The 15,483-nt window shown below is 73.2% G+C and carries 11 protein-coding genes and 1 pseudogene; 8 read left to right on the top strand and 4 right to left on the bottom strand.

Features of this window, described 5'->3' with window-relative positions; translation table 11 throughout:
• Positions 1–17: 17 nt before the first annotated feature.
• Complete coding sequence (locus ACRAKI_RS24235) at positions 18–965, bottom strand: 5'-3' exonuclease (RefSeq protein ID WP_447008495.1); 948 nt, start codon at positions 963–965, stop codon at positions 18–20.
• Positions 966–1,809: 844 nt separating this feature from the next.
• Here ACRAKI_RS24235 and ACRAKI_RS24230 point away from each other — a divergent pair.
• Positions 1,810–2,937: a M24 family metallopeptidase gene (locus ACRAKI_RS24230; RefSeq protein ID WP_447002810.1), complete on the top strand. Its 1,128-nt coding sequence runs from the start codon at positions 1,810–1,812 to the stop codon at positions 2,935–2,937.
• A gap of 5 nt (positions 2,938–2,942) precedes the next feature.
• A complete protein-coding gene (locus ACRAKI_RS24225) occupies positions 2,943–3,398 on the top strand; it encodes an Lrp/AsnC family transcriptional regulator (RefSeq protein WP_447008494.1) in 456 nt (151 codons plus the stop codon).
• A gap of 151 nt (positions 3,399–3,549) precedes the next feature.
• Here ACRAKI_RS24225 and ACRAKI_RS24220 read toward each other — a convergent pair whose 3' ends face one another.
• Positions 3,550–4,302 (bottom strand): aminotransferase class IV, encoded by a 753-nt coding sequence (locus ACRAKI_RS24220; protein WP_447002809.1) that lies wholly within the window; start codon positions 4,300–4,302, stop codon positions 3,550–3,552.
• A 150-nt stretch (positions 4,303–4,452) separates the two neighbouring features.
• Between ACRAKI_RS24220 and ACRAKI_RS24215 the strand changes: the two genes are divergently transcribed.
• Positions 4,453–5,421 (top strand): GlxA family transcriptional regulator, encoded by a 969-nt coding sequence (locus tag ACRAKI_RS24215; protein WP_447002808.1) that lies wholly within the window; start codon positions 4,453–4,455, stop codon positions 5,419–5,421.
• 13 nt (positions 5,422–5,434) lie between these two features.
• Positions 5,435–6,061 (top strand): DJ-1/PfpI family protein, encoded by a 627-nt coding sequence (locus ACRAKI_RS24210; protein WP_447002807.1) that lies wholly within the window; start codon positions 5,435–5,437, stop codon positions 6,059–6,061.
• A 254-nt stretch (positions 6,062–6,315) separates the two neighbouring features.
• On the opposite strand, the gene ACRAKI_RS24205 is transcribed toward ACRAKI_RS24210, so the two are convergent.
• Positions 6,316–7,254: an RNA polymerase subunit sigma-70 gene (locus ACRAKI_RS24205; RefSeq protein ID WP_447002806.1), complete on the bottom strand. Its 939-nt coding sequence runs from the start codon at positions 7,252–7,254 to the stop codon at positions 6,316–6,318.
• A 147-nt stretch (positions 7,255–7,401) separates the two neighbouring features.
• Between ACRAKI_RS24205 and ACRAKI_RS24200 the strand changes: the two genes are divergently transcribed.
• The 4 genes from ACRAKI_RS24200 to ACRAKI_RS24185 all read left to right on the top strand — a co-directional run bounded on the left by ACRAKI_RS24200 (position 7,402) and on the right by ACRAKI_RS24185 (position 14,932).
• Entirely contained in the window at positions 7,402–8,598 is a 1,197-nt protein-coding gene (locus ACRAKI_RS24200) for an MFS transporter (protein WP_447002805.1), read from the top strand.
• Positions 8,599–8,601: 3 nt separating this feature from the next.
• Positions 8,602–9,780: an MFS transporter gene (locus ACRAKI_RS24195; protein WP_447002804.1), complete on the top strand. Its 1,179-nt coding sequence runs from the start codon at positions 8,602–8,604 to the stop codon at positions 9,778–9,780.
• A gap of 438 nt (positions 9,781–10,218) precedes the next feature.
• A complete protein-coding gene (locus ACRAKI_RS24190) occupies positions 10,219–11,544 on the top strand; it encodes a diguanylate cyclase (RefSeq protein WP_447002803.1) in 1,326 nt (441 codons plus the stop codon).
• Between the two features lie 109 nt (positions 11,545–11,653).
• Positions 11,654–14,932 (top strand): hypothetical protein, encoded by a 3,279-nt coding sequence (locus ACRAKI_RS24185; protein WP_447002802.1) that lies wholly within the window; start codon positions 11,654–11,656, stop codon positions 14,930–14,932.
• Here ACRAKI_RS24185 and ACRAKI_RS24180 read toward each other — a convergent pair.
• Positions 14,910–15,476 (bottom strand): annotated as a pseudogene (locus ACRAKI_RS24180) (DUF4865 family protein). The gene ACRAKI_RS24185 and the pseudogene ACRAKI_RS24180 sit on opposite strands and share 23 nt — an antisense overlap.
• Between the last annotated feature and the right edge of the window lie 7 nt (positions 15,477–15,483).

Raw genomic sequence — 15,483 nt, 5'->3', positions numbered from 1 at the left:
CTCCAGTGGACGCGGCTCTAGTGGACCCGGCGTTCCATAGCGGCCAGCAGACGGGGCAGCGAACTGCCGAGCCCCCAACGCCGGGTCAGCTCGGCGACCCGGTCCGGATCGACCGGCGCGGCGGGCACCGCGTCGGGGCGGTCCATGACGATCTCGGCGTCGGTCGCCACGTTGACCACCGTAGGTGCGACGGCGAGGTAGTCCTGGGCGTTGAGCAACGCAGTGCGAGCGCGCGTGGTGAGCTTGCGATCCCTGCCGTCGTGCACCGCGTCCAGCACGGCCTGCAACGACCCGAACTCGCTGATCAACTTCGCCGCCGTCTTCTCCCCGATCCCGGCCACGCCCGGCAGCCCGTCCGACGGATCGCCGCGCAGCACGGACATCCCGGCGTACGCGCGGCCCGCGTCGTGCACCGGCAGGGAGTACTTGGCGGCCAACTCCTCCGGCCCGAGCAGCTCGGCCTTCGCCCACCCGCGCCCCAAGTACAGGACGCGCACCGGCGTGGGCTCCTCGCGCACGACCTGGAACAGGTCACGGTCCCCGGTGATCACCTCGACCGGATCGGTGGTCTCGCGGGCGGCGAGGGTGCCGATCACGTCATCGGCCTCGTACCCGGCCGCCTCGGCCGTCGCGATCCCGACCGCGTCGAGGACGTCGAGGATGATCGGCACCTGCGGCGTGAGGGTGTCCGGGACTTCCTCCTCACCCTCGGCGGCGCCTTCGGCGACGCGGTGCGCCTTGTACGACGGCAGCGCGGCGACCCGGAACTCCGGCCGCCAGTCCGCGTCCAGGCACGCCACCACGCGTCCGGCCTTCCGGTCGGTGATGACCTTGGCGATCGTGTCCACGAACCCGCGCACGGCGTTCACCGGCGTTCCGTCCGGCGCGGTCATCGACTCGGGCAGCGCGTAGAACGCCCGGAAGTACAGGCTGGCGGCGTCCATCAGGACCAGCGGGTTGCTCACCCTGGACAGCTTGCCAGAGACCACCGACATGCCGGAGACCGCCGCGAGGCGTGGGCGACTGATGCCGGGTCACTGGCAGCAGGATCAACGGCTGGCCAGGACCACTGACGGCTGGGCCACCGGCTGGGCGGGACCACGTGATGGCTGCGCACTGGCCGGGCGGGACCACTGACGGCTCACCCGCTCACTGCCAGACCCGCTGACTGCCAGGCCCGCTGACTGCCGGCGGCGATCGCCGGGCCACCAATCACCGGGTACTGACGGCTGGCCGGCTACCGGCCGGCTGTCAACGCCGGGGCCGCGCAGTCTGTACGGACCCGACGGCCGGCCGTTGAGTGCTTGGGCCGCTGAGTGCAGGGGGCCAGTGGTGGTAGATCGCCGGCATCCGGGCTACTGACATTGCGGGCCGGTCGCCTTTCGCCCGTTTGGGGTACGGGGTGGTTGGCGCGGCCTCGTTGTTTCAACCGACGTTTCAGGTTGAGTATAACGGTGTTTTCTGAGGTGGGATTGTGAGGATCACCCGATGGTGTTTCTCGGAGGGTCGTTGTGCGGAGCCTCTCGCTGGGGTGGTTGTGGAGGTGTTCGCAGGCCGTCCTCGCAGGTGGGGCCTGTGGAGAAGGAGTGTCGCAGGGCTGGAGGAAATCGGCAGTATTGCGGGAGGAGAGGGCGGGGGAGGGGAAGCGCGCGGAGTGGGGGAGGTTAGGCGGAGTGGGGGAGTCGGGGACGTGGGTGGAGAGACGAGTGGGTGGGAAAGGGGGTGAGTGGGGGAGGGGCGGAGTAGAGGTGGGAACGGTGTGTGTGGCGTGGCGTGTTCTGTGGGGTGGGGACCACTAGGCTGGCTGATATGTCGACCCAAGTTGGGCCCGTCGATGTGGATGCGTTGCGCGCGCGCCTTGATCGGGCCACTGCTGCGGCGTCCGTCGCGGGTGTGGATGCGCTGTTGATCGCGCCTGGTTCGGATTTGCGCTATCTCATCGGTGCGGGTGGGACGTCGTTCGAGCGGTTGACGTGTCTGGTCCTTCCGGTCGGTGGCGCGCCTGTGTTGGTGGTGCCCAAGTTGGAGCAGCCCGGGTACGCGGGCATCCCGACCGGTGAACTGGGAGTCGAGGTCGCTACCTGGGTCGACGGGGAAGACCCGTACGCCCTGGTCAAGCAGGCGGTGAAGGGCTCTCGGACGGCTGTCTCGGACATGATGCCCGCGCTGCACACCCTGCGGTTGCGGGATGTGGTCGGTGGGGACCAGGTGTTGGCGGGACCCGTTCTGAGGGAACTGCGGATGCGGAAGGACGCTGCCGAGGTCGCCGCGTTGCGCACGGCGGGCGCGGCCATCGACCGGGTGCACGCTCGGATGGCCGAATGGCTGCGGACCGGGCGGACCGAGGCCGAGGTGGGCGCGGACATCGCCGCCGCCATCGTCGCGGAGGGCCACACCGCAGCGGACTTCGTGATCGTCGGCTCCGGACCGAACGGCGCGTCACCGCACCACGACGTGTCCGACCGGGTGATCGAGGCCGGTGACGTCGTCGTCATCGACATCGGTGGGCCGATCGCCGAGGGCTACAACTCCGACTCCACCCGCACCTACGTCCTGGGCGAGCCGCGCGACGCCGACGTGTGGGAGACCTACGCGGTCCTCCAGGCGGCGCAACGCGAGGCGGTCGAGGCGGTCCGGCCCGGCGTCACGTGCGAGGCGGTCGACGCCGCCGCACGCGAGATCATCGCCGACGCCGGTTTCGGCGAGTACTTCGTCCACCGCACCGGTCACGGCATCGGCCTGGACGTCCACGAGGAGCCGTACATCGTCGGCGGCAACGACCTGCCGCTGGAACCGGGCATGGCGTTCAGCGTCGAACCCGGCATCTACCTCCCCGGCCGGTGGGGCGCGCGCATCGAGGACATCGTGGTGACCACAGAGGACGGCGTGGAGAGCGTCAACAACCAGCCGCACGAACTGGTGGTGCTGCCCGCGTGACGAACCTGTCGCACCCCAACCTGGAGCCCACCGACCGGGCGATCCTGCGCGAACTGGCCGCCGACGGCCGGTGCAGCTTCACGGACCTCGCCGAACGGGTCGGGCTGAGCGTGTCGGCCGTGCACCAACGGGTGCGGCGGCTGGAGCAGCGCGGCGTGGTCCGCGGTTACGCGGCACGGCTGGACGGCGTCGAGATCGGCCTCCCGCTGACCGCGTTCATCTCCTTGACCCCGATCGACCCGGCGGCCCCGGACGACTACCCGAAACGCCTGGAGCACCTGCCGCAGATCGAAGCCTGCTACTCGGTCGCCGGCGCCGCCTCGTACCTGGTGCGCGTCCGGGTGGCCTCGCCGACGGCGTTGGAGGAGCTGCTGAGGCAGATCCGTGAGGCGGGGAAGCTGTCCACGACGACGACGGTGGTGCTGTCCACGCCGTACGAGGACCGTCCGCCCGCCGTCTGAACCACCCGGTTTGAACCACCCCGGCAGGCTTGCACCGACCGGCCCGCACCGGTCCGCCTACCCCGGCGGGCTACACCGGACGGGCCCACGTGCCGGCGAAGCGGCCGAGCACGTCCCGCGCGGCCGGCTCGGCGGGCATCGGCGGATCTGCTCAATCCAGCGGGTCGGCGGGGATCGCGTCGTAGGCGTCCCGCACCCGCGCGTGCGCCGGACCGTCCACAGCGAACTCGACGTCGTCGATCCGGGACACCGGGACCACGCCGATCGAGTTGGTCAGGAGCGCGCGTCGGTATCGGCCGAGGTCCGTCAGCCGCACCACTTCCCGGCGGGCCGGCAGTTCCCGTTCCAGCAGCTGCATGGTGATGCCGTGCAGCCAGGCGGCTCGCGGCCACACCACGTCGCCGGCGTCGTCCAGGAACGCGATGTTGGCGATCGCGCTCTCCACCACCAGGCCGTCGGCGGTGAGCAGCGCGTCGTCGTAACCGGACTGCTCGGCGAGTTTGCCGTAGTGGAGCTGCCCGAACCCGCCGATGTGCTTCACGTGCGGCAGCGGGCGCGCGTAGGCGACGGACATCAAGCGTCGCGGCGTCGCCGGGGGAGTGGTCGGCGGGCGGACGACCACCATCACGGAGGGTGTGTCCATTCCGAACACGACGACCCGGACGGCCGCGTCGCGGACGTCGTGGCGGAGCGCCCGGGAGATCAGGGCGCGGACGTGGTCGCCGGGCAGGTCCTTCCCGTACAGCTCGCGGTTGGCCGCGTCGAGCCGGCGCAGGTGGAGGTCGAGGCCCTTCACCCGGCGGTCGCGGACCTGCATGGCGGTGAAGTGGCCGTAGTTCGCCAGCAAGCCGGGCACGAAGTGGTCGGTGGTGGGCGGCTCGCCGTCGATCTCGATCCTCAGCACGGAGCCGACCGTAGCGGGCCGACCGTGGCGCGGCCGACCGAACGCGGCAGACCGAACGCGGCGGACCGGGGCGTAGTCGACCGGGGCGTGGCAGGAATCGAGGGTCATGGGTCGTTGCTGCCACGGCGGCGGGCGGAGAAGGTGGGCGGTGTGGAACGAGAGGTGCTGGTCGTCGGGTACGCGGGGACGACGATGACCGATGTCGCGGGCCCGGTGGACGTGTTCGCCGGGGCCACCGCGGCGCGCGGCGAACGGGGTGACGGGTACCGGGTGCGGCTGGCGGCGGTCGGCGGCGGGTTCGAGGTGTCCGGTGGTCTGCGGATGGAGGCCGAGGACCTGCGGGACGTGTCCGGAGGGGTGGACACGGTCCTGGTGGTCGGGGGTTTCGGGTTCACCGAGGCGGCGCGTGACGCCGAGCTGCTGCACCACGTGCGCCGGGTGGCCGACGGCGCGCGGCGGGTCGCGAGCGTGTGCACGGGCGCGTTCGTGCTGGCGCGGGCCGGGTTGCTCGACGGCGTCCGCGCCACCACGCACTGGGCGTACTGCGACCGGCTCGCCGACGAACACCCGTCGGTGCGGGTGGTGCCGGACGCGATCTTCGTGCAGGACGGGCGGGTGGCCACGTCCGCCGGCGTCACGGCGGGCATCGACCTGGCGCTGGCGCTCGTGGAACGGGACCACGACGCCGCGCTGGCCCGGCTGGTCGCCCGCTGGATGGTGGTGTTCCTGCAGCGGCCGGGCGGCCAGTCGCAGTTCAGCGTGCGGTCACGGGTGCGGCCGGTGCGGGAACCCGGGCTGCGCGCCGTGCTGGACGCGATCTCCGACGACCCGGCCGCCGGCTGGACGGTCGAGGAGATGGCCCGGCGGGCCGCGATGAGCGCGCGGCACTTCGCCCGCGTCTTCCCGCGCCGGGTCGGCGTGCCGCCCGCCCGGTACGTGGAGCAGGTCCGGGTGGAGGCGGCGGCCGGGTTGTTGGAGTCGGGCGACGAAGGGCTGGACGTCGTCGCCCGACGCACTGGTTTCGGCTCGGCGGAGACGATGCGCCGGGCCTTCCTGCGGGTGCTCGGCGTGACGCCGGGCGGCTACCGCCACAGGTTCCGCACCACCGGTGCGGCGTGAGGAGGGGGATCGGATGGACATCGCTTTTGTGCTCTACCCGCGGATGACGGCGCTGGACCTGGTCGGGCCGTACGAGGTGCTGGGCCACCAGCCGGAGGTGACCTCGCACTTCGTCGCGGCGTCACGGGAACCGGTGGTCACCGACGCCGGGCTGGTGATCGTGCCGACGACGACGTTCGCCGAGCTGGACCGGGCCGACGTGATCGTGGTGCCCGGCGCCGGGGGCTGGGCGGAGGCGTTGGAGGAGGGCGTGGTCGCGGACTGGTTGCGCAAAGCGCACCCGACCGCGACGTGGACCACGTCGGTGTGCAGCGGGTCGACGTTGCTGGCGCAGGCCGGCATCCTCGACGGCCGTCCGGCGACCACGCACTGGGCCTTGCGCGACGCGTTGGCCGCGTGCGGCGCGGTGGTCAGCACGGATCGGGTGGTGGTCGACGGGTCCGTGGTCACCGCCGCCGGGGTGTCGGCCGGGATCGACATGGCGCTCGCGCTCGCCGGGTGGATCTGGGGTGAGGAGCGGGCCCGGTTGGTCCAGCTCTTCATCGAGTACGACCCCGAGCCGCCCTACCAGGTCGAGGTCCCGGAGGAGCCGTCCGCCGAACTCCTCGCCCTGGCCCGCGGCGTGTTCAGCGCGGGCTGACCGGGTCACCGCGACCAGCACGGCGGGCCGTCCGCCGTGCTGGCGCAGGACTTCCAGCGGCAGCCTGGTCAGCGGCAGCCCCGCCGGCGCCGGCCCCTTGGACGCCAACCCGGTCAGCGCCAACACCGACCCCTCAGGGAACAGCTCGCCGTCCACGTCCAGGACGCCACTGAGGACGATCACCAGCGCGTCGCGCCACTCGGCGGCGTCGTAGGGCAGCGAGCCCGCCACGGTGACCACGCGGACGTCGAAGTTCACAGCGTCGCGGGCAGGCCGAAGAGCGGGAACCGGTCCGGCCCGAACGTGATGACCTCGGCGATCAGGTCGTCCTCGACGCGCAGCACGTCCAGCGCCACCGGCTTGAAGAACTCCTCGCCCGGCTTGCGGGCGTAGTTCGCCAGCGCGGGCTGCCGGTTCGCGCTGGTCACCACGACCTTCCACTCGCCGAACGCGTCCGGGCCGACCACGACGGGCGCCCAGAGGGCGACCAGCTCGTCCCGGCCGCGGTGCCACTCGGGCTGCGGCGGCATGGTCCACGTGGCGTCCTCGCGCAGCGCGGCGGCCATCATCTCCAGGTCGCAGCGCTCGGTGGCCTCGACGAACTTCCGCACCACCGCCTTCTCCCGGGGGTTCGGCCCACCCGACCAGTCGGCACGCCGTTCCGGCAGGTGCTTGCGCATGGTGACGCGGGCGCGTTGCAGCGCGCTGTTCACCGCCGGCACGGTCTCGTGCAGCAGCGCCGCCGTCTCGCTCGCCGGCCAGCCCAGCACGTCCCGCAGCACCAGCACCGCCCGCTGCCTGGCCGGCAGGTGCTGCACCGCGGCCAGGAACGCCAGCTCGATCGTCTCCCGCGCCACCACCTCCGCGTCCGGCTCGGCGTCGAGCAGCGAGTCCGGGAACGGCTGGAGCCACGGCACGTCCGCCGCCGGCATCTCGTCGGTGGTGGCGTGCTGAGGACGGCGGTTGATCACGTCGAGGCACGCGTTCGTGGCGATCCGGTACAGCCAGGCCCGGAACGACGACCGCCCTTCGAACGTGTCCCGCGCCCGCCACGCCTTGAGGAACGTCTCCTGCACCAGGTCCTCGGCCTCGTCGAACGAGCCGAGCAGCCGGTAGCAGTGCACCCGCAGCTCGTGCCGGTACCGCTCGGCTTCCCGCGTGAAGTCAACCGTCATCGCTGGAACCCCGCTCATCGTCACCCTCCGGGCTTGTACGGTGACGTGCCGGTCGCACGCCGCACAACTTGTGACCGGATCGGCCCGGGAAACTCATCGGTCGCGTCGGGATCCGCCGGATCCGGCGCGTCGGAGCGTGGCGCGTCGGACTGGGGGGTAGTGGTTGTGGTCGGGGGCACTGGGTTCCGCGCGGTGTTCGCGGTGCCGGAGTTCCGGGTGCTGTGGTCGGCGGCCGTGCTGTCGACCGTGGGTGACCAGCTGGCCCGGGTGGCGCTGTCGGTGCTGGTGTTCCAGCGCACCGGGTCGGCGGCGTGGACCGCGTTGACGTACGCGCTGACGATGCTGCCCGCGCTGGTGTCGGGCGTGCTGCTGACCGGGTTGGCCGACCGGTTCCCGCGGCGGACCGTGATGGTGGTCGCGGACGTGGTCCGCGCCGTGCTGCTGGCCTTGATGGCGATCCCGGGCGTGCCGTTGCCGCTGGTGGCGGCGCTGCTGGTGGTCGCGCAGCTCGCGGAGCCGCCGTTCGCCGCCGCGCAGGGCGCGCTGCTGCCGTCCGTGCTGGGCGACCGGTACGAGGCCGGGCAGTCCGTGCACCTGATCACGCACCAGGCCGGGTTGCTGCTGGGGTTCGCCGGCGGCGGCCTGGTGGTGGCGTGGCTGGGCACGTCCGGGGCGTTGCTGGCGGACGGGGTGACGTTCGCGTTGTCCGCGGTGCTGCTGCGGTTCGGCCTGCGGCAGCGGCCGGCGCCGGCGTCCGTGCCCGCCGCGCACGTGCGGATCCGGGCCGGTGCGGCGCTGGTGTGGCGGGACCGGCGGCTGCGGATGCTCGTCGGGCTCGGGTGGCTGGCGATGTTCACCGTCGTGCCGGAGGGGTTGGCCGCGCCGTTCTCGGCGGAGGTCGGCACGGGCGCGGCGGGTGTCGGCCTGCTGCTGGCCGCCGACCCGGCCGGGATGGTGCTGGGCACGGTGCTGCTGCGGTTCCTGCCGACGTCGCTGCGGGTGCGGTTGCTCGGCCTGCTGGCGGTGGCCACGGCGCTGCCGCTGGTCGGCTACCTGCTCGCGCCGAACCTGGTCGGCGCGGTGGCGCTGCTCGCGGTGAGCGGCGTGTTCAGCGCGTACCAGGTGACGGCGGGAGCGACGTTCGTCCGCCTGGTGCCGGACGAGCAGCGAGGGCAGGCGTTGGGCTTCGCCCGCAGCGGCCTCGTCGCGGCCCAGGGCATCGGTGTCGCCGGCGGCGGCCTGCTGGCCACCATGACGGGCTCCGCGGCCACGGCGATCGCCGTGGCGGGCATCGCGGGCACGATCTTGGCGTTGATCGCCACCACGGCCTGGTCCCGCGTCGCGCCCGCCGCGGTGAGCTGAGGCGTGCCCGACACCCCGCTGTGGCGCAACGGGTCGTTCGCGTTGCTGTGGGCCGGGCACACGGTGTCGCTCGTCGGGTCGCAGGTGACGGTGATCGCGGTGCCGTTGGTCGCCGCGTTCGCGGTGGGCGCCGGGCCCTGGGAGATCGGGGTGGTCGCGGCGTGCGGGCGGTTGCCCTACCTGGTGTTCGGGTTGCCGGCCGGGATGTGGGCGGACCGGCTGCCGCGGCGGGCGGTGGCGGCGGTGTGCGCGGTCGGGCAGGCGGTGGCACTGGCGGCGGTGCCGGTCGCGGCGGCGGTCGGGGCGCTGTCGGTGGCGCTGTTGGCGGTGGTGGCGTTCGTCGCGGGGGCGTTCGCGGTGGTCGGGGACATCGCCGGGTTGGCGTTGGTGCCGATGGTGGTGCCTGCCCATGGTGGGGGGCAGAGTCAGTTGACGCGGGCGCAGGGCGCGGTGGAGGTCGGTCAGGCCATGGCGCAGATCGCCGGGCCGGCGCTGGGCGGGTGGCTGGTCGGCGTGATCACGGCCGCCGGCGCGCTGCTGGCCGACGCGGCCACGTTCCTCGTCGCGGCGGTGACGCTCGTCCGGCTGAGGGTGGTGGGGGAGCAGCCCCGGGCGACCGGGGGGATGTGGGACGGCGTCCGCGCCGTCTTCGGTCACCACGCGCTGCGTCGCGTCACGCTGTGCACGGCGACGCACGTCTTCTGGTTCAACGCCTTCACCGTGGTGGTCCTGCTGTACCTGGTGTCGGAGCGGGACCTGTCGGCCGCGCAGGCCGGGCTGACGCTGTCCGTCGGGGCGGTCGGTGGGCTGGTCGGCGCACTCGTCGCCGCCCGACTGGGGGAACGGTGGGGCCGCCGCCGCACCATGGTCGCCGCGATCCTCGTCACCGGCGGCGGGCAGGCGCTGGTGGTGGTCGAGCCGTTCACGGCGGTGGCGGTGATGTGGTTCGCGCTCCAGGTCTACAACGTGCACCAGGTGCCCGTGCGGTACGAGGCCACGCCGACCGCCCTGCACGGTCGTGTCAACGCGACCATCCGCACGGCGGTCTGGGGCACCGCGCCCGCCGGAGCGCTGGTGGGCGGGCTGCTCGGCCAGGTCGTCGGCCTGGGGGCGACGCTCGTGCTCAGCGGCGTGGGAGCCGCGACGGCGTGCCTGTGGCTGGTCCGGTCACGGCTGGGCTGACCGCGCCGGCCGCGGGAGTCGGGGTCTCGCCGCGGCCCGGCCCCTGGGTGTCGTCGCCCGTTCTCTGTCGCACCGGGCATCACCAGATCTTGTCGCGCATGGCGGCGCACCTCCCCTCGGCATGGCTCACGGTCCGCACTCCGTCACCACGGGGATTCACCAGATCTTGTCGCGCATGGCGGCACACCTCTCTCCTCACGGCTCACGGTCGGTAGTCGGTCCACCTCGGGATCACCAGATCTTGTCGCGCACGACCACACCTCCGCCCTTCTCGTCCGGGCGTCCTGACCAGCGGTTTCACCAGATCTTGTCGCGCACCGCAATCACCTCCAGTGGTTTGGGTCACCCCGCTAGCGGCTGACATCGGCCCAGGTCACCTATACTGTGACCCTCCGTCCGGACACGATGACCGTCCGGGGTAGACGGCCGTGAGGAACCATGGGCAGAGCGCGTTCGGCGTCGTCGGGCGATCGACGCTGGTCACTATGGTCCCTGCCCAAGCAGGCCTTGGTGTACGTGCTGTCGGTGGATCTTCTCGCCGTGCTCGCGATCGCGGCGACCACCGCGTGGCCCGTCCCGGCCGAGTCCTGGACCGTCTTCGCCGTGCTGCTCGGCTGCGCCGCGCTGCACCTGCACTCCTCGCGCTGGATCGAGCGCATCCGCCGCGACCACAGCCACCTGCCGCACGTCGACCTGTGCAGCATCTGGATCGTGGCCGGCGCGCTGGTGCTCCCGCCGTCGCTCGCCGTCGCGCTCGTCGTGCTCATGTACGCGCACCGCTGGTGGGTCGTCGGCCGCTGGGACGCGTCCCGCCCGCCCCACCGGTGCGTGTTCACCACGGCCATGATGGTGCTGGCCACGCTCGCCGCGAGCACCGTGGCAGGCGTCACCGGCCTGCGCGACCACCTGCGGACCGGGCAGCCGGACGGGCCGCTCGACCTGGTCGGACTGGTCGGCGCCGGCGCCGCGCAGTGGCTGGTGAACACCGCCCTCGTCGCCGCTGTGATCCTGCTGACGGTCCGCCCCCGCTCGGTGAAGGACTCCATCGGCAGCGGCGCGGACAACCTGCTCGAAGCCGGCCAGCTCGCGATGGGCGGGTTCGTCGCCCTCGCCGTGGCGTGGTGGCCCGGGTTCGCGGTGCCGATGGTCGTCGCGGCCGTCGCCCTGCACCGCACCGTGCTCATCCACCAGCTGGAGCTGGCCGCCCGCACCGACACCAAGACGGGGCTGCTCAACGCCGAGGCCTGGCACCTCCAGGCCACGCTGGAGCTGCAGCGCACCCGCCAGCAGCCGCCCGGCGCGCGGGTCGGCCTGTTCATGATCGACGTCGACCACTTCAAGGACATCAACGACACCCACGGCCACCAGACCGGCGACCTGGTGCTGCGGCGCATCGCGGCGGCGCTGGAGTCCGCGGTCCGGCGCGGTGACGCGGTGGGCCGGTTCGGCGGCGAGGAGTTCGCCGTGCTGCTGCCCGGCGTGGAGCACGAGGAGGCGGTGGTGGTCGCCGAGCGGATGCGCACGGAGGTCCACCGGGTCCTCGTGGACGACGGCAACGGCGGCACGGTGGGCGGGCTGACCGTCAGCATCGGCATCGCGGTGTGGCCGGAAGTCGCCGAGGACACCGTGGAAGGCCTGCTCGCGGCGGCCGACGCGGCGCTGTACGACGCCAAGCGGCTCGGCCGTGACCAGGTGCAGTCGGCGGGCAGGCACCGCCGGTCCCCGTGGACGCCGGCGGTCCGCTCCGAACGCCCCGGCGTGTAACAACCGCGCATCCCTGGCGGAACTGCTACAGGTCAGGCCGTTGGTGGCGTAGTTTCTGGCCCGCCACCACCGACACGGTGGACCATCCGGTTGCAAGGGTCGTGAGCCAGTGGACCTCGGTGCCCCGCACGGAGTTCGGTTCCGCTTCGAGGCGGGCCTGCTGCGTGCCGTCCTGCTCGACGTGCACCGCAAACCGCAGGTCGACGCGGTCGAGGAGCTGACCGCCGAGGCGGGAGCCCGTGACCTGTTCGTCGGCGAGACGCGTGACGGGTCCGTGCGCGCGGTGCTGCGGCAGCGCTTCGACCTGCCCGACCCCGCGCGCTGGCGGCTCGCCGTCGACGCACCCGCCGCGCGGACCTCGGACGGGGTGGTGTTCACCCTTCCCGGCTCGGTGACGCTGCTGGTGTCCGGCTCGTCGCCGTGCGCGGTCGAGGACGGCGGCGTGTCCGTGGAGCTGCCGGCGGGCGAGTCGGAGCTGACCGTGACGGTGACCAGCGAGCCGGTGTTCGACGTCGGCGACACGGTCGTGGTGTGCCGCCCGGACCAGGTGCGGGAGGCGGCGGTCGTGGTGTCCTGCCTGCCGGCGGACCGCGTCACGCCCGTCGTCGCGCTGAAGCCGGGGGACGTGTCGTCGCACCGGCACGACGAGCTGGTCGCCGACCTGCTCACCGCGATGGGCGTGCGCCGGGTCGTGTTCCTCGCCCAGCCCGAGAGCGCTGGACCGGACGGCACCGGGCTGTTCCCGGACCTGCCCGAACGCCTGCACCTGACGTGCGACGACCCCGTGGGCCTGACCGGCAAGGCGTGGGAGCTGCTGCACGGCGGCGGTGAGCCGGAACGCACGCTCGACGTCGCACCGGACGCCGATTTCGTCGCCGCCCTCTTCACCGCCCTGCGCACCGGCGCGGCGCTGCGCGTGGACGACGACGCGCCGCCCGTGCCGTTCGCCGAGCACAACGCGGACGACGGTGACGAGGCCGTCCTGGTCGAACGCACCGGTGAGGCGGACGACCTGGCCGCCGCCGTCTACGCGCACCACCGCGGTGCGCGGCTGGTGGTCACGTCGAAGCCGGACCTGGCCGAGGTGCGCACCGTCGTGGCCGAGGAGCAGGAGCGGGTCACCGCGGCGGCGGGCGCGATCGGCGACGCGGTCAAGGGCATCGGCTACGTGGAGGCCCTGTGGCGGTACCTGTCCACCGGCGGGCACGACCCGTACGCGGCGGTCGAGGCCGTGGTGACCGCGCAGGTGCCGGCCGAGGCGGTCGCGGAGGTCGGTGACCGGGCGCTGACGGTGTTCACGACCGGCCTGGCCTACCCGTTCGTGCACACCGAGGACGCGAACTGGGCGCGCAAGCCGATCGGGCACGTCGTGGCGGACCCGGCGCTGGTCGTCCTCACCGAGCTGCACCGCGCGGGCGTGGCGCGGGAGCCCGGCGCGTTCAGCCTGGTGGTCGACTCCGGGGCGTTCCTGGAGGTCCCGGAGTCGACCGCGTCGCTGGGGCACCACACCCACCCCATCGTGCTGTCCGACGCGTCCCCCGACGCGCTGCGGGACCTGATGTCGGAGCTGCCGGTCGAGGTGGTGTTCTTCAACGTCCACGACGCCGACGACGCGATCGTGCTGGGCGGCCACGGGCTGCCGGACGAGGACATCCCGGTGACCCTGCGGCACCGGCCGATCGTGTTCAACAACTCCTGCCGGTCGTGGACGGACCTGGGCCGCGAGTTCGTCCGGGCCGGGGCGCGCGGCTACATCGGCACGCTGTGGACCATCCCGGCGAACCTGGCCGCCGGGTTCGCCCGGACCGTCGTGCGGCGGCTCACCGCCGAGGAGACGCCCGCCGCGCGCGCCATCGTCAACACCGGCACGCCCGGCGGCATCGAGCGGTCCTACCTGTATGTGGGCACGGTGAACGGCAGGCTGGACGAGTGGCGTGACCGGTCCACCACCCACGCCGAGGCCGCGCTCACCGCGTGCGAGCTGCTGGCCGCCGCCGCGCGCGACCGCACGGGCCCGCTGTCCGCCGTGCTGCACCGGGAGATCTCGGCGCTGCGCCGGGTCGCCGAGACGGGCGACGCGGCCGACACCCCCGCGTTCGCCGGCGTGCTGCTGGCCGAGCTGGACCTGGAGGACGACGACCGCGCCGCCGACGCGCTGGTCGACCGGATCGACGCGCTGCTGCCCGAGCTGGACCTGCCGGACGACGAGGTCGAGCCCCTCTGGGCGACCAGGTTCGAGCTCACGGCGACCCGGGCCGAGCGGCGCGGGGAATACCCGGCGGCGGTGGCGGACTTCGAACGGTGTGTGGGCTTGGGCGACGCGTGCCGCGACCGAGCGGACGTCCTGCTGCGGATGGCGAGGCTGCTGATGCGAGAAGGCAGAACGGACGAGGCCGGCCAGGCGGCGCGCCTGGCGCACGACGAGCACCGCGCCCGCGGGAACAGACCCGGGCTGCTCGACTCGATCACCGTGCTCGACGACCTGGGCGACGCGGACCCCGAGACCTCGCTCCGCTACGCCATCGAGGGCCACGACCTGGCCGCGGAACTGGGCGACCCCGTCCGGCAGGCCGCGTTCGCCCTCGCCGAGTGCGATCGGTACCGGGAGCACGGCGACCTGGCCGGCGCGATCGACGCCGGCTCGCGCGCGGTGGAGCTGTTCCGCGAGCTCGGTGACGACCGGCAGGAGCTGGCCGCGCTGCGCCGGCTCGGCGAGTGCCACCGGGTCCGGGGCGACCTGGAGCCCGCGCAGCACTACGCCACCGTCGGCCTGGCCCGCGCCGAGCAGCTGGGCGCGGCGGCCGAGGTGGCGTCGTTCCACGACGACCTGGGCGGCGTGCTGAGCGCGCGGGGCGACCACGCCAGGGCGTTGGAGCACTACCGGCACGCGGTGGAGAAGCTGGTCGCCACCGGCGCGTGGGAGCGCGGCGCGGAACTGCTGCCGCACCTCGCGGTGGGGGCGGTCCGTGCGAGCGATCCGGAGGCGTTGTGGACGGCGGCCCTGTGCGGCGGCCTGATCTGCGAGGTCGCGCCGCGCGAGGTGTGGGCGTCGGTGCTGCCGCTGGTCGTGGACTCGATGAAGCGGGCGATCGAGACCGGTCGGCTGGAGCTCACCGAACGCGGCATGACCGACTTCGCCAGCGCGGTGACCGCCGGCAAGCGCGAGGACATGCCGTTCCAGGTCGGTCTGCTCGCGGACGTGGTGGTCGTGCTGCTGGCCTGGCTGATGGACCGCGCGGACTCGGGCATCCTCGGGTTCGCCCGTGAAGTGGACCGCACCAGCGGCGGCGTGCTCGACCTCGTCGGCTACGTGTCCGTGCCGTACGCCGAACGCGCCCGCAACCCCGGTGCCGGCCGGTCGCGGCCTACCAGTGCCGGCCAGCGGTGAGGTCGTCCAGCTCCGGCCGTGACAGGTGCGGCACGCGGTAGCGCACCTCCTCGTCGGGCGCGACGTCCGGGGTGCTCCACAGCGTGAAGCGCAGCAGTTCCCATCGCCTCGGGTCGATCGCCAGCGCGGTGGCGTGGACGTCGGGGTGGTCCGTGGGCCGCTCGTCCAGCGCCTGGTCGATCGCCTCGGCGGGGTCGGCGTCGGCGGGCAGGCGCCAGGTGCGCTTGGACGCGGCGGTGGTCGTGGTGGCGGAGCCCTTCTCGAACGCGAGCCCGACCCAGTGCTGCACGGCGGGCCGGCCGAAGTCGGCGCTCAGGCCCCGGAAGCCCGGCCCCCGGAGGAAGCTGTTCATGCCCTCGGCGGTGCGTCAGAGGTAGAGCGGGGCGTACTGGTTGACCGGCGATCCGTCGACTCCGCGTTCCCGCACGCAGTACGCCTTGAGACCCAGCCCCGGGAAGGCGTCCAACGCGGAGCCGCGGGTGGCGACCCTGGTGCGGATGACGTCCATGTCGTAGTCGGCGGGCAGGGTGATCTCGTACTGCATCGCGTGC

The sequence above is a fragment of the Saccharothrix isguenensis genome, from assembly GCF_052936305.1.
This window is presented reverse-complemented; position numbering and strand designations above follow the sequence as displayed.